The sequence below is a fragment of the Caloramator sp. mosi_1 genome, assembly GCF_028622835.1.
In the GTDB taxonomy this organism is placed as follows: Bacteria; Bacillota; Clostridia; order Clostridiales; family Caloramatoraceae; genus Thermobrachium.
Genome location: NZ_CP117677.1, coordinates 2,487,125 through 2,507,707 on the forward strand (window position 1 = coordinate 2,487,125; position 20,583 = coordinate 2,507,707).

Consider the following 20,583-nt stretch of genomic DNA (forward strand, 5'->3'; position numbering starts at 1 on the left):
TCTTGCTAAAATCATTATCAAATAAGAAAGGACAGGCATTCTAATCTAATGCCCGCCCCAACTATTGACAAAGAGCCTTTATAAATTAAAAGGCTCTATATAGTACATAACTATATAGAGCCTTAATTATATATATTTTCGCATATGCGATAGTGCAGACTTTTCAAGTCTTGAAACCTGTGCCTGAGATATACCTATTTCATCAGCCACCTCCATTTGTGTCTTTCCTTCAAAGAACCTTAAAGTTAAAATTAACTTTTCTCTACTTGATAGTTTCTGTAAAGCCTGTTTTATAGATATATTTTCAATCCAGCTATCATCTGTATTTTTGTTGTCGCTTATTTGATCCATAACATAAATTGCATCTCCACCATCGTGATAAATTGGTTCAAATAATGATATAGGATCCTGTATAGCATCAAGTGCAAATACAACTTCTTCTCTTGGAACATCAAGTTCCTTTGCTATTTCTGAAACTGTTGGTTCTTTGTTGTTTTTGATATAAGGCTATCCCTAACCTGTAGAGCTCTGTATGCTATATCCCTTAATGATCTACTAACCCTTATTGAGTTATTATCTCTAAGATACCTTCGTATCTCTCCTATTACCATAGGAACTGCATATGTAGAAAACTTAACATTTTGACTCAAATCAAAATTATCTATTGCCTTAATTAGTCCTATACATCCAACCTGAAATAAATCATCTACATTTTCCCCTCTATTATTAAACCTTTGAATTACACTAAGTACAAGCCTTAAATTGCCCTTTATAAACTTTTCTCTTGCTTCTTTATCTCCATTTTTCATCTTGACTAATAGTTCCTGCATTTCTTCATTTGAAAGTATCGGTAGCTTTGATGTATTTACTCCGCATATTTCAACTTTGTTTGTCTGCATAAAACCAACCCCTTCAGAAGTTTGTATTAAAATTATTTCCGAAGGGATTATTATTTATTCATATTATTTTATGTCATTTTTGTTATTTCTTTCCTCAATCTTTTAATTATTCTTTTTCCAACCTTGAAATGTAGGATTGAGATATACCTAAAATATCTGCAACCTCCTTTTGAGTTTTTTCTCCTCCACCTGAAAGTCCAAACCTTAAGCTAACTATCTGCTGTTCTCTTTTATTAAGCTTTCCCATTGCATTTCTTAAAAGCTGTTTCTCTACATCATCTTCAATATAGTTAAAAATCATATCTGAGTCCGTACCAAGTATATCAGATAATAACAGTTCATTTCCATCCCAATCCACATTTAAAGGTTCATCAAAGGAAACCTCGGCCTTTATTCTACTATTTCTTCTTAAGTACATTAAAATTTCATTTTCAATACATCTTGATGCATAGGTTGCAAGTTTTATTTTTTAACAGGATCAAAGGTATTTACAGCTTTGATAAGGCCAATTGTTCCGATAGATACTAAGTCTTCTACGCCTACTCCAGTATTTTCAAACTTCCTTGCAATGTATACAACTAATCTTAGGTTTCTTTCTATTAAAATGTTCTTTACACTCTCATCTCCAGCTCTTAATTTATCTACAAGTTCCTTCTCTTCTTCATTAGAAAGTGGAGGTGGCAGTACATCATTTCCACCGACATAGTAAACTTCATCTAAACCTACTATGCTGCTGTATATTTCCCTCAGCTTTTTTAAGATAGTATAGATGACATAACGCAGCATTCTCATATCATTTAACCTCCCAATTAATTATTTCTGGATACGCAATTGCTTGATAATCTTCCTTTTTAGAAAGATGTTCCTTTGATAAGGCTATTATTGGGTTCTTAATAAGCCCTACCTTTTCCTTTGTAATAACATAAATGTAATCCACTCTATACCCTAAAAGCACACCATTTTGTACTCCTATAGTTGTATATGGTATTACTCTTATTCTCTTATGTACTTCATAATCATTTATTTGAGATACTTGTTCTTTATCATTTAAAATGTTTATAATTTCTTTTGGTAAAAGTTCTGAAACATACTCTGCATCAGCAATAATAATTGGACAACCTGATATAGGATCCTTAAGACAATTTCCTGTATCAAGTAGAGCTGTAACTCTAATTTGTTTATCATCATTGATAATGCAAAGCTCAACAGTTTTATTTTTTAAATAGTAGTGCCTATCTACTACATCAAATACAATTTTTACTATAAATATTGATACAAAAACCCCGTATACTAAATACTTAGAAGATAGTTTGTTTAACATCATTACTCCATTTACTGAATTAACATTTCCTGCATTACTTAAATAAAATATAGATAGAATAGCTCCTCCAACAAAAACGAAACTCCATAAAACAATAAAAGCTGCTTTAAAAATGCTTTTAAACTCTTTGGCCAATAGGCAATAATAATCATCAAAATAGACATACATATTTTCATTACTGCTGAATAAAATATACTTAGTGATGGAAAAAAACAATAAATACATAAAGTGCACCAATTATTGACGAAATTAAAATATAATATACATTCCTGTTAAGCCTACAAAATCTATTTACAATATATAACAATAAAAAGTTAAGTAAAACATTTTCTATTAAAAGTACATCTAAATATATCACCTGCATCAATGCCCACCTCCACGTGGACAACTTTTTATTATAATTATACAACCTTACAGTTATAAATTTTGTCATATCATATTCTATTTATATAAAAAATAAATACAGATTATGATTTTTTTATACAAATAAATAAGTCGTATAATACAATTTGTAGAATTATAAAAAGCCCGTAGTTTAGCATAAAGTCTATCTAAAAGGTAGGTCTTTTAAACTACACAAAGGGATAGGTTTTTATCAAAACCTATCCCTTTTAAAAATATTTTATCTTCTTGCTCTTTGATTACGTATAAATGGTGGTATATCTAAATCAGAATCAGTATCAACATTAACTACTCTTGGTGCCTTTTCTTCATTATGTGCTTCTTTTTCCTTTTCCTCTACTTTTACTTCCCTTACTTTATCAAAACCTGTTGCAATAACTGTTATGCTAATTTCATCACCTAAGCTTTCGTCAACTGCAGTACCAAATATTACGTTTGCATCTGGATCTGCAACTTGTCTAACTTGTTCTGCTGCTTCATCTACTTCAAACAGTGTTAAACTTGGTCCACCAGTTACATTAATTAGTACTGCTGTTGCTCCATCAATTGTTGTTTCAAGTAGTGGGCTGGAAATAGCCATTTTCACAGCATCAATTGCTCTATTTTCACCTGAAGCCTTACCAATACCCATATGAGCTAAACCTCTATTTAGCATTATTGTCTTTATATCTGCAAAATCAAGGTTAATTACTCCAGGTTTAACTATTAGGTCTGAAATACCTTGAACACCCTGTCTTAAAACATCGTCTGCAATCCTAAAGGCCTCAGTTATTGGTGTCTTTTTATCTATTATGTGCTTTAATCTGTCGTTTGGTATAGTAACTAAAGTATCAACCTTTTCCTTTAACTTAGCTATTCCCTTTTCAGCATTAATTCTTCTTGTTCCTCTTTCAAAGTCAAAGGGCTTTGTAACCACACCAACTGTTAATATTCCCATTTCCTTTGCAATTTCTGCAATAACAGGTGCAGCACCTGTTCCAGTACCGCCACCCATACCAGCTGTAATAAACACTAAATCTGCATCCTTAAGAGCTTGTACAATGATTTCTCTACTTTCTTCTGCTGATTTCTCTCCAATTTCAGGATTAGCACCTGCACCAAGTCCCTTTGTTAGCTTTTCACCTATTTGTATCTTAACTGGTGCCTTTGAGTGATGTAGGGCTTGTCTATCTGTATTTACTGAAATAAATTCAACACCTTGTAGTCCTGATTCAATCATTCTATTAACAGCGTTATTACCGCCTCCACCTACACCTACAACTTTTATTTTAGCACCTGCTTCAATTTCGAAATCAAAATCTAGCACATTTATACCCCCTTTGTATTTTAGAAAAAGTCTGCGAAAAATTCTTTTATCTTATCTAATAATCCAGATTTATTTGAAGAACTTTCTTCAACATATTCTTCAAAATGATTTGTGTCATCCTTCTTAGGAGCTGCATTCGATAGCTCTATAGTGCTTGTTCTTTTTTCCTTTAAAGCATAGAAGGCAGTTCCAGCAGAAGCTGAATAAATTGGATTTGCAACTCCAATATAATTTGGATACCCAAATCTTACAGGTAGTTCAAAACTTGACTGTGCCACATCCTGAATACCTTTAATATTAAAAAGACCTCCTCCTGTTATAACAGCACCAGCAGAAAGTGAATTGTATAGATTCCTATCCTCCAATTCCTTTCTAACAAGATATAGCATCTCTGAAATTCTTGCCTCCATTATTTCTGCTATATCCTTAATATAAACTTCCTTTTCTGATTTACCACCTATACTATTTATCTTTATTATATCATTATTTCTTATTAAATTTGAAGTAGCTACTCCATATTGCCTTTTAATTTTTTCTGCATCAGTCGATGTAATTTTACATATGATGGAAATATCATTTGTTATATGGTTTCCACCTACTGGAATAACCTTAGTAAATACCAAAGAACCTTTTCTAAATACAGAAATATCTGTTGTCTCTGCACCAACATCAATTAATGCAACCCCAAGCTCCTTTTCGTCGTCATTTAATACTACACTTGATGTTGCAAGTGGCTCTAATATTATACCATCGCAGATTAATCCCGCCTTCTGGATGCTTCTTATTATGTTTTGAACAGTTGTACAAGATGCAACAACTAAATTTGCATCTACTTCAAGTCTAACTCCTACCATACCTATAGGATCTCTAATTTCATCATATCCGTCAACTATATACTGTTCTGGTATTATATCTATAATTTCTTTATCCTGAGGAATAGCCACAACCTTAGCTGCCTCAAGTACTCTATTTACATCTTCTTTTGTAATTTCCTTATCCTCCCTTGAAACAGCAATAACTCCCTTTGTTTTATATAGATTTGTATATCCTCCAGGAATATTAACAAAAACTGACTTTATTTTTTTATTTGACATATGTTCTGCTTGTTTTAATGCATTATGAATAGCTTCAACAGTTGAATCTATGTCTACAATTATTCCCTTCTTTACACCCTTGCACTCGGAGGTTCCAACACCTAAAACGTTAAACTGCTTATTCTTCATTTCTGCAATAATTATACACACTTTAGATGAACCTATATCTAAGGCTGCAACCACATTGCTCATTTAATTATTAACCTCCCAACATTAGTATATTAATTATATAATTCAACAAAAATTTTAATTTCCCTCTTAACTAAAAAAATTTTTGTTCTACAATTAATTATCGTAATATATTAAAAAAATTTAGCTTTAAATTATGTTATTTTTTTATTTTTAAATATTTTGGTTCAAAATCTTCATTAACTCCCTAACTATTACTTCATCTTTTTTTCAAGGCTTAACGACAAACCCCTCAATTCCATAGTTTTATACCAGCTATCAGGATTATACATTGCATAGTACAGTGCATCCTTATCTCCAATTGCTTTAATTTTAAATGGAGGTGTAATATAGTTTCCATTTATCATAATAATTGGACCTTCACAGGTTATGGAAGTATTTGAAACTACTCTGTAACCATTTACTTCTATTGCCTCTGCATCAGCATTTTTAAATCTACTATTAATTGTCTTAAGTCAAAATCGTGTACAATACTGTTCCATAGTTCAAATTCATTTGAGTAGTTACCTTTTCTTGCATCATCAGCCTTTATTTCAATTCCTGGTCCTTTTACCTGCTCAACACCTGATAGCAATTTAGCCTCCTCATACTCCTTTTTAAGGATTCTAAAATTGTTTTTGTCCTTTTTCACTTGTAATATACTGATTATATTTTACCTGGAGATCAATTAAATTTTTAGATAACGCTGCTACTTCTCTATTTAAAGTAAAATTTTCGTGCTTTAGCTTTTGATAATCCTTATAGGTCAAAATTATAGTTTTATTTGGTGTTGACTTAACTAAAAAGGATGTAATTATAATCCCTGTAAATATACCTGACATCATAAGGAGAAGTTTTGACTCATTAATTTTCATTATTTACTCCTCCTTTTCCTTTAACTTACCCCTTAACTTTTCTAATAGTATTCTTCTTATAATTGCAAAATTGTTAAAAAGTCTACTACCAAAAACTACTACAGCAGCTAAATAAATAGGTACGTTTAATGCATCTCCAAGATAAGTTAAACCTATTGCAAGTACAATATTGCTAAAGAAACCTGAAATAAATATGTCAGAATCAAATTTTTTTCAAGAGATGCCCTTGCACCTCCAAAGACAGAATCAAGAGCTGCAAGGATTGCAACTGGTATATATGCCGTAAAAGAATTTGGAATATCTATTTTTAAAAATATACCCAATAAAACTCCAATTAGTAATCCTATTAAAGGTATCATCTCATCACCTTCCTGGTTTAGCATATTTAAATTCTATCTTTTTATTGTACTTTAATATTTTTATATTATCTGATTTTTCAATTGTGTAAGCAATTCTCTCTGTATTTTGCTCTAAAATATTCCCTGGCATTTTAAAGGCACCTTCTAATATACTCGGATCTCCTATGGCTTTTATAACAAATTTTTCCTGTGGGCTGAATTTTGTTTCGTTTATCTTTATATAAGCCCCAGCCTCTCTTATTTGAGTTCTTGCTATATATCTTTCTTCATTTATTGAAATTGCCTCAGCACCTGAAGAATTTAATTCGTTTATAATATCTAAAATATCTGTAGCATATATTTGATTTATATAATTGCTTTTTATATTATCTACTGGAGATATTGTTATTATAATTCCCTGCCCTTCAGCATCATTTAGTCCTGAAAGTATTCTTAAGTTGTCAAGTTCTGTTTTTAGCTTTTCAGCAGCTTCACTTCCCATTGTAACTGATTTCTCCATCTCATCTATTTTTGATTGATATTCTCTAACCTTTGCATCTAACTCTTCCTTTTGTTTTTTCAAAAGTTCATTCTGTTTAACCAAATCACTTATCTGTCTTGTATCAACTATTTTTGTCTTAGAGAAAGATATCCTGTATTGATAAGTAATCATAAATCCAAGTATAAGGCATATAAAGGCTAAACTAAACTGTGATTTAAACCTTTTCATCTAATCACCTCTTGTTTCTTTAAATACTGCAGTACCATCGGAACTTACATCTATAATTCCTTTTTACCAGTTAACTCTTGGCTATTAATAAGAGTCATTGCAAAGGATAATTTATATTCTAAGTTTGAACAATCACCTACACATATTGTCATTCCATTTTTGGTTATAATATTAACATTATAAGGGTCTTTTACATTTACCTTTTCAATTTGAGCTTTTATATCAGAGTAAGAAAAATCTTTAACACTTCAACAATACTTTTTAATTTAATACTATCATTTGTTACATATTCATTAAATACATATTCCTTAACATCAATTCCTTCTAAATATATGAGCTTACCATTTGGAAATTTATTAATAGTATGAACCATCCTACCTTCACTATCTATATCTACAAAATAATTTTTAACCCTTATAATACCCTTAATATCCTTTTCTTTTAAGGTCAATACAACCTTTGAAGGCAGCTTTCTTGTAATTTTCACATCTTTTACATAGGGATTGTTTAAAACATTAGTTTTCACTCTTTCTTTATCCATAAAAAAATGTTTTCACCTATAACATTGGCTAATAAGACGATTTCATCCCTTGAAATTAAATTATTATTTTTAACTTCAACTTCTTTTATTTTAAAATAGTCAGATTTTAAAGATATTACAATTGTTGTTGAAAGCACGATTATAATTATAATAAACGACAAAAAGCCTTTTTGTTTTTTCTTTTTGTTAATTTTTCCTCCATAGCACCATCCCTTGTATTCTAATAAATTTGTTGCAGGATAATACCTGCAACATCACTTTTATATCATCTATAATTCCTACAATTTTATCTGCTGCATCTAATTTTCCTAACCTTTTTGAAGCAGTTGACATATTCTTTAGTATGTCTTTATTTTTAACTATATTTAAAACCTGTTCCTTCAAAATATCGTTTTTGAGTTCTGATTCTTTTATTACAATACAAGCCCCCTTTTCCTCTAACGCCCTTGCATTGTATTCTTGATGATTATTAGCAACATATGGTGATGGTATTAAAATAGATGGCTTACCTAAAGCTGTGATTTCAGATATAATTGTAGCACCTGCCCTACTAATAATTAAATCAGAAGCTGCAAGGGCATCGTGCATATTATATACATAAGGCAAAATCTTGATTCCCTTCATATTATTCACTTTATATTTAGCCTTTATTTCATCCATTACTTCCGCAAAATTGCTTTCCCCTGTTATAAAAATAAGCTGAATTTCATTCCTATATAGCTCATCTATTATACCTATAACTGCATTATTTATATTTTTAGCTCCTCTGCTTCCTCCTACTACCAATACTATAGGCTTATTTTTTTCAAGTCCCATAGATAAAATTGCTTGTTCCTTGTTAGCTGTTAATATCTGTTTTCTAATAGGGTTTCCAGTATAAACAACCTTATTTTTAGGAAAATATTTTTCAGATTCCCTAAAAGTTATTGCAATTTTATCAACAAAATGAGAAAGAATTTTATTAGTTACTCCTGGAAAGGCATTTTGTTCGTGTATTATTGTTGGAATTCCCTTAAGGGCTGCCTGCATAACAACAGGGCCACACACATATCCACCAGTTCCAATAACAACATCTGGCCTAAACTCATTTATGATTTTACCGGCTCTTCCAAATCCCTTCAATACCTTAAGAAGAGATCTAAAGGTACTCAAAGATGGTTTTTATTGAGTCCTTCAACAGGTATCAGTTTAATTTTAAATCCTTCCTTTGGAACTAATTTGCCCTCAAGTCCATTTTCACTTCCAACAAAAATTATTTCTGCTCCTTTATACTTCTCCTGTATCTTTTGGCTATAGCAACACCCGGATAAATGTGTCCTCCTGTACCCCCACCAGTTATTATTACCTTCATATTAATCAACTCCATCCTTTGTTATATATCTTGATATGTTTAACAATATTCCAAGTCCTGCCATTGTAAAAAGTAGTGACGAGCCTCCATAGCTAATTAAAGGCAGCGTAACACCCGTAACTGGCATAAAGGAAGCTACAACTAAAAAGTTAATTGAAGATTGAACTGCAATTATTGATGTAATACCGAGAGCTACAAGACTCCCATATTTATCTTTACATTTAATCGCAATTCTAATTCCTCTCCAAATTAAAACTGAAAAACAAAGAATTACAAAAAGGTAGCCAAAAATCCCAATTCTTCTCCAATAATAGCAAAAATAAAATCATTTTGTGCCTCTGGTATATAGTATTCTTTTTGCCTTGAGAGACCAAGTCCCCTACCAAACAATCCTCCTGAACCTAAAGCATAGAGAGACTGAATTGCTTGATAGCCTAAACCTAATTTATCTGCCCAAGGATTTAAAAATCCAGTTAATCTGTTCATTCTATAAGGTTTAATCATAATTGCAAAAGCTGCTAAAGCAACTCCTAATAAGAACAAAAGCACCATATGTTTTGTTTTTGCACCACCTACAAATAATAAAATAAGTGATACCGTAGCAATAATGACTGATGTACTCATATTAGGTTCAGCTATTATTAATCCAACAAAAATTCCTGTAACTAAAAGGCCAGGGAGTAGTCCCTTTAAAAAACTTTGCATTTTTTCCTGACCCTTTTTTCAATCATATTAGCCAAAAACAAAACAATAAATATCTTTGCAATCTCAGATGGCTGAATTTTAGCAAATCCAAAACCCAACCATCTTCTTGCACCCTTAACAGGTGGAAATAAAAATACCCCAAAAGCATAAGTACTACAATTACAAATCCAAAAATTAAAATGTTTTTATTTCTCCAGAATCTATAATCTATGTTAGAAGTAAATAACATAACTATTATTCCTAATATTGCCCATATGCCTTGCCTAATCAAGAAATAAAACATAGTACCATAATATCTTTCTCCCTCAGGCATACTTGCACTAAAAACCATACACACACCTATTGATAGTAAAATAAGTATATCTGCAAATAAAATAAAATCAACAGGTCCTTTCTTTTCCTTCATTTTAAACCCCTAGAAACTAATTGCTAAAAATCCAACCAAGCAAAATATAGCAGTAAAAATGCTAAACCAAGCAACAATCTTTGTTTCAGTGCCAACCTAATTGTTCGTAATGATGATGCAGCGGTGCCATCTTAAATACCCTCTTTTTGTTAACTTAAAACTTATAACCTGAATAATTACTGAAAGGGTTTCTACAACATAGATTAATCCTACTATTACTATAATAAATGGCATTTTTAACAATATTGCAAGTGCAGATATTGCACCACCTAAAGCAAGGGATCCTGTATCTCCCATAAAAACCTGTGCGGGATATGCATTATATTTTAAAAATCCTAAAAGTCCACCTGCTAATGCACCACAGAACAATGATAGATCTTGTCTTTTTAAGCCATAGGTTACAATAGCAAAGAAAACACATATAATTAAAGTTACACTTGCTGCTAAACCATCTAAACCATCAGTTAAATTAACTGCATTTGTTGTTCCAACAACTACAAAAACCATAAATGGTATATAAAAAGCTCCAAGATTTATAAATTTAGTTGTGTAGGGTATATGCACCATACTACCTATATCAGGATTATTGTAAGCATATATTGATAGTATTAATGCAAAGGTTATTTGACCTAATAGTTTCTGATAGGCTCTAAGGCCTAAATTCTGCTTTCTTATTATTTTTAAACTATCATCAAAAAGTCCTATAACTCCATATCCAACAGTTGTAATTAACGCAATCCAAAGTGCACTGTTTATTTTAGATGAAAGTGCAAGTACAGTAATAATTAAGCTTATTATAAACATCAAACCACCCATCGTTGGTGTCCCAGCCTTCTTCAAATGGCTTTTTGGTCCTTCTTCTCTAATATTTTGACCAAATTTAAATACCTTAAGAAGAGGAATTACTATTGGTCCTATTAAAAGTACAATTATAAAAGAAAGTATTGTAGCAAATATCGTTAGTTCCATTTTACAACCTCACTTCCTATGCTCTTTTAAATTGTCTGATATATATTCAAGCTCCATACCCCTTGAAGCCTTTATTAAAAGCACATCATCCTTCTTAATATTAAGCTTAATAAATTCAAGTGCCTCCTCTTTATTGTTGAAATAATAGGATTCAATGTTGTCTTTTGCTGCTTCATAGTAATGTTTAGCATATTCACCAATTGAAATTAAGATATCACACTTATCAATACAGTACCTTCCTACTTCTTTATGTAAATTAACGGCATACTCTCCAAGTTCAAACATATCTCCAAGTATTGCAATTTTTCTTCCCTCAAACTTACTTAGTACATCTAATGCAGCCTTCATTGAATCAGGATTAGCATTATAACAATCAATTATTAACTTAACACCATCTTCCAATTCAACTATATTCATTCTCATATTACCAGGGTTAAAAACTAAAATCCCATTGTATATTTCTTCATAATTTAAACCTAATAAGTCACCAATTGCTATTGCAGACAATGCGTTATATACATTATGAATACCAGGCAGATTAATTTTAAACTTTCTTTCTAAACCATCTAAAGAGCACTTAAATTCCATTCCTTGTGGACCTAAGTCTATTATATCATAGGCTTTATATTCTGCATCATTATTAATTGCAAATCTTATAACTCTATATTTATCTGTTGTTACTTTACTTAACATATCATCATCTGCATTTATTATCAATATATTATCATTTTTAAAATATGAAGTTATCTCCATTTTTGCCTTTAATATATTTTCCCTACTACCTAACTTCTCGATATGAGCTGTTCCAATATTGCTAATTACTGCAATGTTTGGATATGCTACATAGGCCGAGCTTTCTATTTCTCCAAATCTATCCATACCCATCTCTAATACTGCTACTTGATGCTTTGAATCAAGATTTAAAACCGTCATTGGTATTCCAATTTCGTTATTGAAGTTTTTTCTGTCTTTAATACATTAAGTTTTTGGGATAAAACTGAAGCTATCATTTCCTTTGTGGTTGTCTTACCACTACTTCCTGTAACCGCAACAATAGGAATACTGTATCTTAGCCTATAATATCTTGCTATTTCTTTATATGCCTTTAAAGTATCGCCTACTAAAATTTGAGGTATATCTACACTTAAATCTAATTTTGAAACTACAGCACATAAAGCACCCTTCATTTTAACATCCTTTAAAAAATCGTGTCCATCAAATTTTTCTCCTTTTAGAGCAACAAAAACATCTCCCTCTTCAATCCTTCTACTGTCTGTTTGTATTCTATTAATCCTTACCTTTTCATCACAAATATTATGTGGTTCTCCCTTTGTTGCTTTAATAACATCCTCAATTGTTATTACTTCCTTTAAAATATCCTCTACTATTTTTCTTTCATCAAATTCAATAACCTTATCCTTAAGAATTTGATATTTTTCGTGTCCTTTTCCAGCAATCACTATTACATCACCCTTCTTTGATTTTTTATTGCATATTCTATTGCTTTTCTTCTATCCTCAATTATAACATATTTACATTTAGTAGTATCAATACCAGGCAAAATATCATTTATTATATCCTGTGGTTCTTCACTTCTTGGATTATCTGATGTTATAATACAAAAATCAGAAAGCTCACCAGCAGCCTTGCCCATAAGTGGTCTTTTACCCCTATCCCTGTCGCCTCCACATCCAAATACAGTAATCAAGCGTCCCTTTGTATATTCTCTGGCTGCCCTTAATATATTCTCAATTCCGTCTGGTGTATGTGCATAATCTATTACTATTGTAGAACCTAAACTACAACTAATTTTTTCACTTCTTCCAGGTACTGATTTTAAGCCTTCAACTCCCCTTATAGCAACATCAAGGGGAATATTTAATGCTAAAGCTGCAGCAATACTTCCTAAGGCATTATATACATTAAACTTACCTGGTAAATGCAATTTTACTTTTATTGTATTTTTATCTACTAATAAATCAAATTCAGTACCATCAGAATTAATTATTAAATTTTTGCCATAACATCAGCTTTGTTATCTATGCCAAATGTTATTACTTTCTTGTCCTTATACATCTCTGCTGCTCTTTTTCCATATCCATCATCTATATTTATAACACAATATTCACTATAATTAAACAACTTCATTTTAGCATTAAAGTAATTTTCCATAGTCCTATGGAAATCCAAATGGTCCTGAGTGAGATTTGTAAATATTCCAACCTTAAAATTAATTCCATAAACCCTTTTAAGCTCAAGGGAATGGGAAGACACCTCCATAACACAGTGAGTAATGTTATTATTTTTCATCTCAAAAAAGCCTTTGTAAATCTAATGATTCAGGGGTGGTTCTTTTTGCTTCTTCTACTTTATCACCTATTATTTCATATATTGTACCTAAAAGGGCTGTTTTTTATTAAATTCATCTAATATTGATTTAATCATAAAGGTTGTAGTAGTTTTACCATTTGTACCTGTAACTCCAATTACCTCTATTGAATTTAAAGGAACACCATAAAACCTTGATGCAACTATTGCCATACATTCTCGAATATCCTTCACCTTTACAACCGTTATATTATCCTCTAATACAACATCCTTTGAAACTATTACAGCCAGTGCTCCCTTTTTACTGCTTCCTTTACAAATAGATGTCCATCAGTTTTAAAACCCTCAACACAGAAAAAAGACTCCCGCTAACAACATCACTGCTTGAATATGAAAGGTGTTTTATTTCTACATCTTCGCCCTGTAGTAAATCATAATCCAACCCATTTAACAAAGAAAAAGCTTCATAAATACACCCCTTAATTTTTAGCACAATATGGGTTACCATATTGTGCTAACTATATTAATCCTCTGGATGTTCGAGAAGTACATTTATAGTGGTATTCTTATCAACTTCTTGTCCAGGTAAAATATCCTGAGTTGCTCCAATACCTTCACCAGAAATATTTACTTTTATTCCTAACGTTTTTGCAAGTTCTATAATTTCCTTCCTTGTTAAATTTTTAAAATCTGGAACCACAATTTTTAAATCTTTATTTTGATCATAACCCATATATAAAGTAATCTTTGTATTTTGTTTTACTGAAACTCCAGGTTTAGGACTCATATCATATACAATATCTCCATTACCTTGCTTTTCAAAATCAATTTTATTTTGTTTTAAAATATTAATTGCTTCATTTAGTTTCAAACCTCTAATCTCAGGTAAAACCACCTCAGGTATTATTACCTCTGTGCTATCCGGTTCAATATTTAAATATTTAACAATATCTTCAATTATAATCTTTGCAAGAGGTGCAGCTGTACTTCCTGCATAATAATTTGATGGGTCTGGTTCATCTATAGATACTAAGATTGTAAACCTTGGATTATTTGCTGGAACTATTGCCCCAAAGGAGGAAATATATTTACCTGGTTCATAACCTGATTTAGAATTTTGTGCAGCCTTTTGGGCAGTACCAGTTTTACCACCAACGTGATATCCATCTAAATATGCCTTCTTTGCTCCACCCTTTGATACAACATCCTCAAGCAATTTTCTTAATTCCATAGCTGTATCCTTTGATATTACTTGCTTTACAACCTGCGGCTCATATTCTTTAACAACAGATGTATTTCCATTCTCATCAGTATATAATAACTTTTTACAAAGTGTGGTTGCATCATAACTCCATCATTTGCAATTGCAGATAAGGCAGTAATATACTGAATTCCTGTTACAGCAATACCTTGACCAAAGGCCTGATTTGCTAATGCCACAGATTCTTTATCTGACAGTTTTCTCAAAAGTCCCTTCTCTTCACTTGGGAAATCGATTCCTGTCTTTTGACCAAATCCAAATTGGACAAAGTACTTATAAAGCCTTTCAGCACCAAGTTTAAGCCCTACTTCCATAAAACCAACATTACAAGAATTTTGAAGAATTTCAGCAAAGGTTTGTGTTCCGTGTCCTGATGTCTTCCAACACCTTATTGTTCTTCCTCCAACCTTCTTGCCTCCTGTACATACATATCGACTGTTTTCGTTTACAATATTTTCTTCTAATGCAGCAGCTGCTGTAAAAACCTTTAATATAGAACCAGGTTCAAATATTTCTTGAACCATTCTATTTCGCCAGCTTAACTGTGCTTCCTCAACATTTTTTCCATTCATAGGATTATTAGGATCATAATCAGGTTTATTTGCCATTGCAAGAATTTCTCCAGTCTTAGGGTCCATAACAATTGCACTTATGCGTTTTGCCTTATATTCCTCAAGGCCTTGTTCTAATGCTCTCTCTACAAAAACTGAATAGATTGATCTATAGTTAAAACTATATCATTCCCATTTTTAGGAGCTTCATAAACTGGAGCTTCATAGGGTAATTCTCTATAGAATGCATCTGCTTGAATGATTAATCTCCCAGGTATACCCTTTAGCTCTTTGTTGTAATACATCTCAATACCCGATCTTCCATTTCCATCGGCATCCGTTGTACCTAAAACGTGTGCCAAAAAGTTACCATTAGGATAGTATCGTTTTGTATCTTCACTTATAATTACCCCTGGCAACTTTAGCTCTCTTATTTTATTTCCTACTTCCTTGTCTATCCTTCTTTTCAAACTGACTACAGCATAATTCATATTGAGCTTTTTTAAAACACTCTCTTTACTTAAACCAAGTAGAGGTGCTAATTTTTCTGCCATCTCTTCCTTTGTTATTTTGTTTTTCTCTACCGCTAAATTAACATTCTTAATAAAAACATCTACTCTTTCAACATTTCCACTTAAAGCCAAAGGATTGCCATTTCTATCTAAAATTTTTCCTCTTTTCGCCTCAATTATTACATCGTGCGTCCATTGTTCCTTTGCCATTCTTTGTAATTGGGGAGACCAAACAAGCTGAACCCAGGCATATCTTCCTACTATCACTGTTTGTACCACAATCATTAAAATATATACAAACACTATCCTTTTCTTCATTAACAGTGTTGTCTTTGACAATTACATCCCCCTTATATAATTTATAAACTAATGAATAAAGCCAACAAACTTTTGAAACATCTTATAGGCTGTTACCTTTTTTTCTTCAGATGAAGATAGCATCTTAACATCAACAAACTTTACTTCTTCTGCCTTAGGATTTACCATATGATATTTATTGACAGCATCATCTTCAATCTTTTTATATTGTTTTTAACCGCCAATGATACCTGAAGGTTTTCATTTTCCTTTTGCATTTGCACAACCTGGTGCTTTAAATCCCTAAGTTCAGCATTCATCTGATATATAAGTACAAACCTTGATAAAGTATATAGCGTTGCCACAAACATTAATACTATAAAACGCAACACCTTAAGCTTAGTCTTTATGTTTTTGTTAGTATTTTTTTAGGTTTTTCAACTTTTTAACCCTTTTTTCTCTTCTACTTGAACCTGATAGGCAACATTACCTGAGGTTGCATATCTATTCTTTTACTTGCCATTACCATAATTATTCACCCCCACACACCTTTAGAACCTATATTTTTGAGCTATTCTAAGTTTTGCACTTCTTGATCTTGGATTGTATTCTATTTCATCATCTGATGGTACTATTGGCTTTTTGTAATAATTTCAACATCTCCCTTCTTACCACAGACACAAACTGGGAAGCTTGGAGGACAAGTACAAGGATTTTGTCTATTTTTGAAAACATTTTTAACGATTCTATCCTCTAACGAATGAAAAGTTATTATACAAAGCCTACCTTTGCTATTTAAAACATCCAGGCAGTCGTTAATTGCCTTCTCTAAAATTTCTATCTCCTTATTAACTTCTATTCTAATTGCTTGAAATGTCCTTTTTGCTGGGTGTGGACCTTCTCTTCTTGCAGATGCTGGTATAGCAGCCTTTATAACATCAACAAGTTCATAGGTTGTTTCAATTGGTTTTACTTGTCTTTGTTTTACAATAAATTCTGCAATTCTTGAAGCCCATTTTTCTTCTCCATATTCCTTAAGTATATACACTAATTGTTCCTTAGTATATCCATTAACAACATCATAGGCTGTTATATCAACATCTCTATTCATTCTCATATCAAGCTTGGCATTATGCATATAACTAAACCCTCTCTCTGGGGTATCAAGTTGATATGAAGAAACTCCTAAATCCAAAAGAATACCATCAACGCCATCTATATTCAATTCCTTTAAAACTTCTTTAATATTTGAGAAATTACTATGTACAAACTTAACATTATTATAATTCTTAAGTCTCTCCATTGATGCCTTTAATGCATCCTTATCTTGATCTATTCCAATAAGCAATCCTTTATCAAGCCTTTTTACTATTTCACTTGAATGTCCAGCACCACCTAAAGTACCATCAACATACACACCATCAGGTTTAATATTTAAACCTTCAATACATTCCTCAAGCATAATTGATATATGTTTAAATTCCATATCTGTTACCACCTCATTACTATATTCCAAGCTGTGACATCTTTTCTGCTATTTCATCGTAATCTATATTTTGTTCATTATATTCAATCCACTTTTCTTTACTCCAAATTTCAATTCTATTTGAAACCCCTATACTTACTATTTCCTTTTCTATATTTGCATATTCGATAAGATTTTGGGGAATTAACGCTCTACCCTGCTTATCAATTTCAACCTCTGATGCTCCAGAAAAGAAAAATCTAACAAAGGCACGGGCGTCCTTATTTGTTAAAGGAAGTTCCTTTAACTTATCCTCAAGTTTTTTCCACTCATCTATTGGATAAACATATAGACAGCCATCGAGCCCCTTTGTAATTATAAACTTACCACCTAAACCCTCTCTAAACTTTGCTGGAACAATCATTCTATTTTTGGCATCAAGTGCGTGATTATACTCCCTATAAACATCTTATCCTCCACTTTTATACCACTTTGCTCCACTTTCCACCACTACAAATATAATTCTATAACAAAAATTAAAATCCTGCTATAGAATTTTGATTTTTTCAAAAAATTTTTAGCCAAGGACAATTCCTTGGCTAAAAGGGTGTTTAAGATGGAAGATAAGCATTATTAGTTTTCATATAATACTCAACTATAAGCTTATCTAATTCTTGGCTCAAATATAATATTTTATCTAATTTATTAGTTGAAATCGCATTATACAACTCAATTCTTAAGTTTTCGATTTTTTCCTTAAGCATTTTTAACCCCTCCCCTTTTATTGTGGTGAAAAGTGGAGGTTCGCTTATATTTTACATCTTTTTCGAATATTTTGTCAATGTATAACTTTTTTATTCGAAAAAATTAATTCACTGTAATAAAATTCTACAATCTCTTTAAAATGTGTTCACTTTCGACTCTTTTCCCTAAACCATTAAGTGCAATGCCTATAGCACCTAAACTTGCAAACCTATCTAATTCATTTGGAAGCCTTTGTAGAGGAAGCTCATCATAATTATAGTTAATAAATTCCTCCTCCTCTAAAATTGAAATAGGCTGTGCAAAGTCTGGATTGTTGAAATTAAAAATATCCTTGTGCTGCACAATATCACCCCTTTAAATTATTGTTCTGCACAAGGACTTATATTATTCTATTTATTTTTTAATGTTTTTATAATTTTTGCTGCATCCTCCTTTGTCCAATCCTTTGATTTATCCTTTCCAGTTAGTTTTTGTAAAATCTGCAAACTGTGTCTCTGTCAGTCCCTTATCCTTTGCAAGTTTTGCTATAAAGGCCTTCTGGCTTGCTGTTGCTAAATTCAACTTAATGTTTGTATTTATAGGTTCATCCATCTCCTCTATATCCTGAGTAAACATACCAGATGTCCTGGTTGCTGTTAATATAGCATCCACAAGTGCTCTTTTTTGAAAGCTTTAACACAGTATTAGCTACTGCAAAGGGGTTTTGGTTTGAAAATTTACTTTCTTTGCTGTTGCAAGAACCTAATCCCTCAGAAACTACATTGCCAAAGCTATTTTTAAGGGTACACTTACAAACATAGTGAAATATTCCTTCTTTAAAATCCTCTACCTTATCTAAAATGTCAATTTGTACAGATAAATTAAGCAGTGAACAGAGTTTTTCTGCACCAGACTTCAATAAGCTTGGTTTTGGATATTCTGCAATCTTACCGTAATCTTCTCCATCTTTAAAATTTTCCTTTATGTAGTTTACTATTAATTGATAGGAGTTTATTTCCTTTTTATATCCTCTTCTGTTATAAAATTTAAAATCTCCTTTTCCATAAAATCACCTCATTCACTTGTGAACTACCCCCACCTATAGAGGATAGAGGTGGTGGCTTCGTGGTCAATACTCCTATCAGAGCAAGTTTACCCACGCTCAAAGGGCTGTTCCATCCCCAGTTTTACCATTTATATGGCTAATTTTAGTAGGTTCTTTGCTGCATTTACATCTCTATCGTGTTTAGCACCACAATTAGGACACTCCCACTCCCTTAATGCTAAATTCTTTACTTCTATGTTTTTATATCCACATTCACTACATATTTGACTTGATGCATAGTTTTGAGTTGCTATTATTATTTCTCTACCATACCATTTAGCCTTATATTCTAATATTCTTCTAAATTCTGCCCAACTTGCTTCACTTATTGATTTTGATAAACATCTATTTTGTTGCATATTCTTTACCTTTAAGTCCTCTAAAACTATAACTTGGTTTTCGTTTATAATTTTAGAGGATAATTTTTGAAGAAAATCTCTTCTTTGATTAGTTATTTTTTCGTGTAATTTAGCAAGTTTTTGCCTGTTTTTCTCATAATTTTTACTACCCTTTTGTTTCCTTGATAAATCTCTTTGTAGTTTCTTTATTCTTTTTCGGTTCTTCTTAGCCATTTGGGATTTTCTATTTTTGTTCCATCTGATAATATTGCAAATTCCTTTAACCCTAAATCTATTCCAATTTTTTATCTACTTTTGGTAACTCCTTTATCTCTGTTTCTACTAATATCGAAGCATAATACTTTTCTGTTGGTGTTTTAGATATTGTTACTGATTTAATAATTCCTTCAAATTGCCTATGCTGTTTTATTTTTATCTTTGTTTTTAGTTTTGGTATTTTTAAGTAACTATCTATAATATCAACTGTACCATTTTGATTATTTGTTGTATAGGATTGATATCCTTTTTCTTCTTGAATTTAGGAAAGCCTATGCTATTATCTCTAAAAAGCTCTTGTATGCCTTCTCTAAATTAAGCTGTGCATTAGCAAGAGCAAGGCTATCTACTTCTTTTAGAAAAGGATATTCTTTTTATATTGTGCAGGCGTTGTTTTTAGCATTTTTCCTGTTCTTTTATAATACTCTATCTTATCATTAAGCATTTTGTTGTATATGAACCTTACACAACCAAATACTTTTGATAAATATTCCTTTTGTTCTTTTGTTGGGTATATTCTATATTTATAGGCTTTTAGCAAAGTCACACCTCCTTCCCTTGCGTTTTTATATATTTTTTATTACTTCATTAGTTATCTACT

The 20,583-nt window shown here is 31.5% G+C and carries 17 protein-coding genes and 11 pseudogenes; all 28 read right to left on the bottom strand.

Annotated elements, in window-relative coordinates:
• Window positions 1–126: 126 nt before the first annotated feature.
• The 28 genes and pseudogenes from sigG to tnpB all read right to left on the bottom strand — a co-directional run bounded on the left by sigG (window position 127) and on the right by tnpB (window position 20,523).
• Window positions 127–899, bottom strand: a pseudogene (gene sigG / locus PL321_RS17545) (RNA polymerase sporulation sigma factor SigG).
• A gap of 68 nt (window positions 900–967) precedes the next feature.
• A pseudogene (gene sigE / locus PL321_RS17550) lies at window positions 968–1,691 on the bottom strand (RNA polymerase sporulation sigma factor SigE).
• Between the two features lies 1 nt (window position 1,692).
• Window positions 1,693–2,653: pseudogene (spoIIGA, locus tag PL321_RS17555) on the bottom strand (sigma-E processing peptidase SpoIIGA).
• Between the two features lie 189 nt (window positions 2,654–2,842).
• On the bottom strand, window positions 2,843–3,928 hold the full coding sequence (ftsZ, locus tag PL321_RS17560; protein WP_273962813.1) for a cell division protein FtsZ: 1,086 nt from the start codon (window positions 3,926–3,928) through the stop codon (window positions 2,843–2,845).
• Window positions 3,929–3,948: 20 nt separating this feature from the next.
• Window positions 3,949–5,214, bottom strand: a complete 1,266-nt coding sequence (gene ftsA / locus PL321_RS17565; RefSeq protein ID WP_273962814.1) for a cell division protein FtsA — start codon at window positions 5,212–5,214, stop codon at window positions 3,949–3,951.
• Between the two features lie 191 nt (window positions 5,215–5,405).
• Window positions 5,406–5,842 (bottom strand): annotated as a pseudogene (locus tag PL321_RS21965) (DUF881 domain-containing protein).
• Entirely contained in the window at window positions 5,817–6,065 is a 249-nt protein-coding gene (locus PL321_RS17580; protein ID WP_273962816.1) for a hypothetical protein, read from the bottom strand. Before PL321_RS17580 ends, PL321_RS21965 begins: the two are co-directional and overlap by 26 nt.
• A 3-nt stretch (window positions 6,066–6,068) precedes the next feature.
• Window positions 6,069–6,424, bottom strand: a pseudogene (locus PL321_RS17585) (small basic family protein).
• Between the two features lie 4 nt (window positions 6,425–6,428).
• On the bottom strand, window positions 6,429–7,133 hold the full coding sequence (locus PL321_RS17590; protein ID WP_273962817.1) for a DUF881 domain-containing protein: 705 nt from the start codon (window positions 7,131–7,133) through the stop codon (window positions 6,429–6,431).
• A gap of 217 nt (window positions 7,134–7,350) precedes the next feature.
• Window positions 7,351–7,674, bottom strand: coding sequence for an FtsQ-type POTRA domain-containing protein (locus PL321_RS17595; RefSeq protein ID WP_273962818.1), 324 nt, complete (start codon window positions 7,672–7,674; stop codon window positions 7,351–7,353).
• A 186-nt stretch (window positions 7,675–7,860) separates the two neighbouring features.
• A pseudogene (murG, locus tag PL321_RS17600) lies at window positions 7,861–9,025 on the bottom strand (undecaprenyldiphospho-muramoylpentapeptide beta-N-acetylglucosaminyltransferase).
• Window position 9,026: 1 nt separating this feature from the next.
• Window positions 9,027–10,136 (bottom strand): annotated as a pseudogene (ftsW, locus tag PL321_RS17610) (putative lipid II flippase FtsW).
• Between the two features lie 96 nt (window positions 10,137–10,232).
• Window positions 10,233–11,105, bottom strand: coding sequence for a phospho-N-acetylmuramoyl-pentapeptide-transferase (gene mraY, locus PL321_RS17615; RefSeq protein WP_273962822.1), 873 nt, complete (start codon window positions 11,103–11,105; stop codon window positions 10,233–10,235).
• Between the two features lie 9 nt (window positions 11,106–11,114).
• A complete protein-coding gene (locus PL321_RS17620; RefSeq protein ID WP_337961222.1) occupies window positions 11,115–11,528 on the bottom strand; it encodes a glutamate ligase domain-containing protein in 414 nt (137 codons plus the stop codon).
• 126 nt (window positions 11,529–11,654) lie between these two features.
• Window positions 11,655–12,565, bottom strand: a pseudogene (locus PL321_RS17625) (Mur ligase family protein); the annotation flags it as partial.
• Window positions 12,566–12,567: 2 nt separating this feature from the next.
• A complete protein-coding gene (locus tag PL321_RS17630; protein WP_273964671.1) occupies window positions 12,568–13,050 on the bottom strand; it encodes a glutamate ligase domain-containing protein in 483 nt (160 codons plus the stop codon).
• A 3-nt stretch (window positions 13,051–13,053) separates the two neighbouring features.
• Window positions 13,054–13,646, bottom strand: a pseudogene (locus PL321_RS17635) (Mur ligase family protein); the annotation flags it as partial.
• A 310-nt stretch (window positions 13,647–13,956) separates the two neighbouring features.
• Window positions 13,957–14,664 (bottom strand): PASTA domain-containing protein, encoded by a 708-nt coding sequence (locus tag PL321_RS17640; protein WP_337960876.1) that lies wholly within the window; start codon window positions 14,662–14,664, stop codon window positions 13,957–13,959.
• Between the two features lie 26 nt (window positions 14,665–14,690).
• Window positions 14,691–15,332, bottom strand: coding sequence for a peptidoglycan D,D-transpeptidase FtsI family protein (locus PL321_RS17645; protein WP_273962823.1), 642 nt, complete (start codon window positions 15,330–15,332; stop codon window positions 14,691–14,693).
• Window positions 15,333–15,391: 59 nt separating this feature from the next.
• Entirely contained in the window at window positions 15,392–16,096 is a 705-nt protein-coding gene (locus tag PL321_RS17650) for a hypothetical protein (RefSeq protein ID WP_273962824.1), read from the bottom strand.
• Between the two features lie 140 nt (window positions 16,097–16,236).
• On the bottom strand, window positions 16,237–16,419 hold the full coding sequence (locus PL321_RS17655) for a hypothetical protein (protein WP_273962825.1): 183 nt from the start codon (window positions 16,417–16,419) through the stop codon (window positions 16,237–16,239).
• Between the two features lie 186 nt (window positions 16,420–16,605).
• Window positions 16,606–17,540: pseudogene (rsmH, locus tag PL321_RS17660) on the bottom strand (16S rRNA (cytosine(1402)-N(4))-methyltransferase RsmH).
• A 19-nt stretch (window positions 17,541–17,559) separates the two neighbouring features.
• Window positions 17,560–17,943, bottom strand: a complete 384-nt coding sequence (gene mraZ / locus PL321_RS17665) for a division/cell wall cluster transcriptional repressor MraZ (protein WP_443110674.1) — start codon at window positions 17,941–17,943, stop codon at window positions 17,560–17,562.
• 187 nt (window positions 17,944–18,130) lie between these two features.
• Entirely contained in the window at window positions 18,131–18,283 is a 153-nt protein-coding gene (locus tag PL321_RS17670; protein ID WP_273962826.1) for an aspartyl-phosphate phosphatase Spo0E family protein, read from the bottom strand.
• A 124-nt stretch (window positions 18,284–18,407) separates the two neighbouring features.
• A complete protein-coding gene (locus PL321_RS17675; RefSeq protein ID WP_273962827.1) occupies window positions 18,408–18,626 on the bottom strand; it encodes a hypothetical protein in 219 nt (72 codons plus the stop codon).
• Window positions 18,627–18,734: 108 nt separating this feature from the next.
• Window positions 18,735–18,899 (bottom strand): hypothetical protein, encoded by a 165-nt coding sequence (locus tag PL321_RS17680; RefSeq protein ID WP_273962828.1) that lies wholly within the window; start codon window positions 18,897–18,899, stop codon window positions 18,735–18,737.
• A complete protein-coding gene (locus tag PL321_RS17685; protein WP_273962829.1) occupies window positions 18,868–19,182 on the bottom strand; it encodes a hypothetical protein in 315 nt (104 codons plus the stop codon). The genes PL321_RS17680 and PL321_RS17685 overlap by 32 nt, the downstream gene beginning before the upstream one ends.
• Before the next feature lie 275 nt (window positions 19,183–19,457).
• A pseudogene (gene tnpB, locus PL321_RS17690) lies at window positions 19,458–20,523 on the bottom strand (IS200/IS605 family element RNA-guided endonuclease TnpB).
• Window positions 20,524–20,583: the final 60 nt, after the last annotated feature.

Coding starts and splice junctions, on each gene's coding strand:
- ftsA (WP_273962814.1), bottom strand. CDS start 5,214: ATGAGCAATGTGGTTGCAGCCTTAGATATAGGTTCATCTAAAGTGTGT.
- PL321_RS17580 (WP_273962816.1), bottom strand. CDS start 6,065: ATGAAAATTAATGAGTCAAAACTTCTCCTTATGATGTCAGGTATATTT.
- PL321_RS17590 (WP_273962817.1), bottom strand. CDS start 7,133: ATGAAAAGGTTTAAATCACAGTTTAGTTTAGCCTTTATATGCCTTATA.
- PL321_RS17595 (WP_273962818.1), bottom strand. CDS start 7,674: ATGGATAAAGAAAGAGTGAAAACTAATGTTTTAAACAATCCCTATGTA.
- mraY (WP_273962822.1), bottom strand. CDS start 11,105: ATGGAACTAACGATATTTGCTACAATACTTTCTTTTATAATTGTACTT.
- PL321_RS17620 (WP_337961222.1), bottom strand. CDS start 11,528: ATGAGAATGAATATAGTTGAATTGGAAGATGGTGTTAAGTTAATAATT.
- PL321_RS17640 (WP_337960876.1), bottom strand. CDS start 14,664: ATGGAATTAAGAAAATTGCTTGAGGATGTTGTATCAAAGGGTGGAGCA.
- PL321_RS17645 (WP_273962823.1), bottom strand. CDS start 15,332: ATGGACCCTAAGACTGGAGAAATTCTTGCAATGGCAAATAAACCTGAT.
- mraZ (WP_443110674.1), bottom strand. CDS start 17,943: ATGATTGTTCCAGCAAAGTTTAGAGAGGGTTTAGGTGGTAAGTTTATA.
- PL321_RS17670 (WP_273962826.1), bottom strand. CDS start 18,283: ATGCTTAAGGAAAAAATCGAAAACTTAAGAATTGAGTTGTATAATGCG.
- PL321_RS17680 (WP_273962828.1), bottom strand. CDS start 18,899: ATGTTTACTCAGGATATAGAGGAGATGGATGAACCTATAAATACAAAC.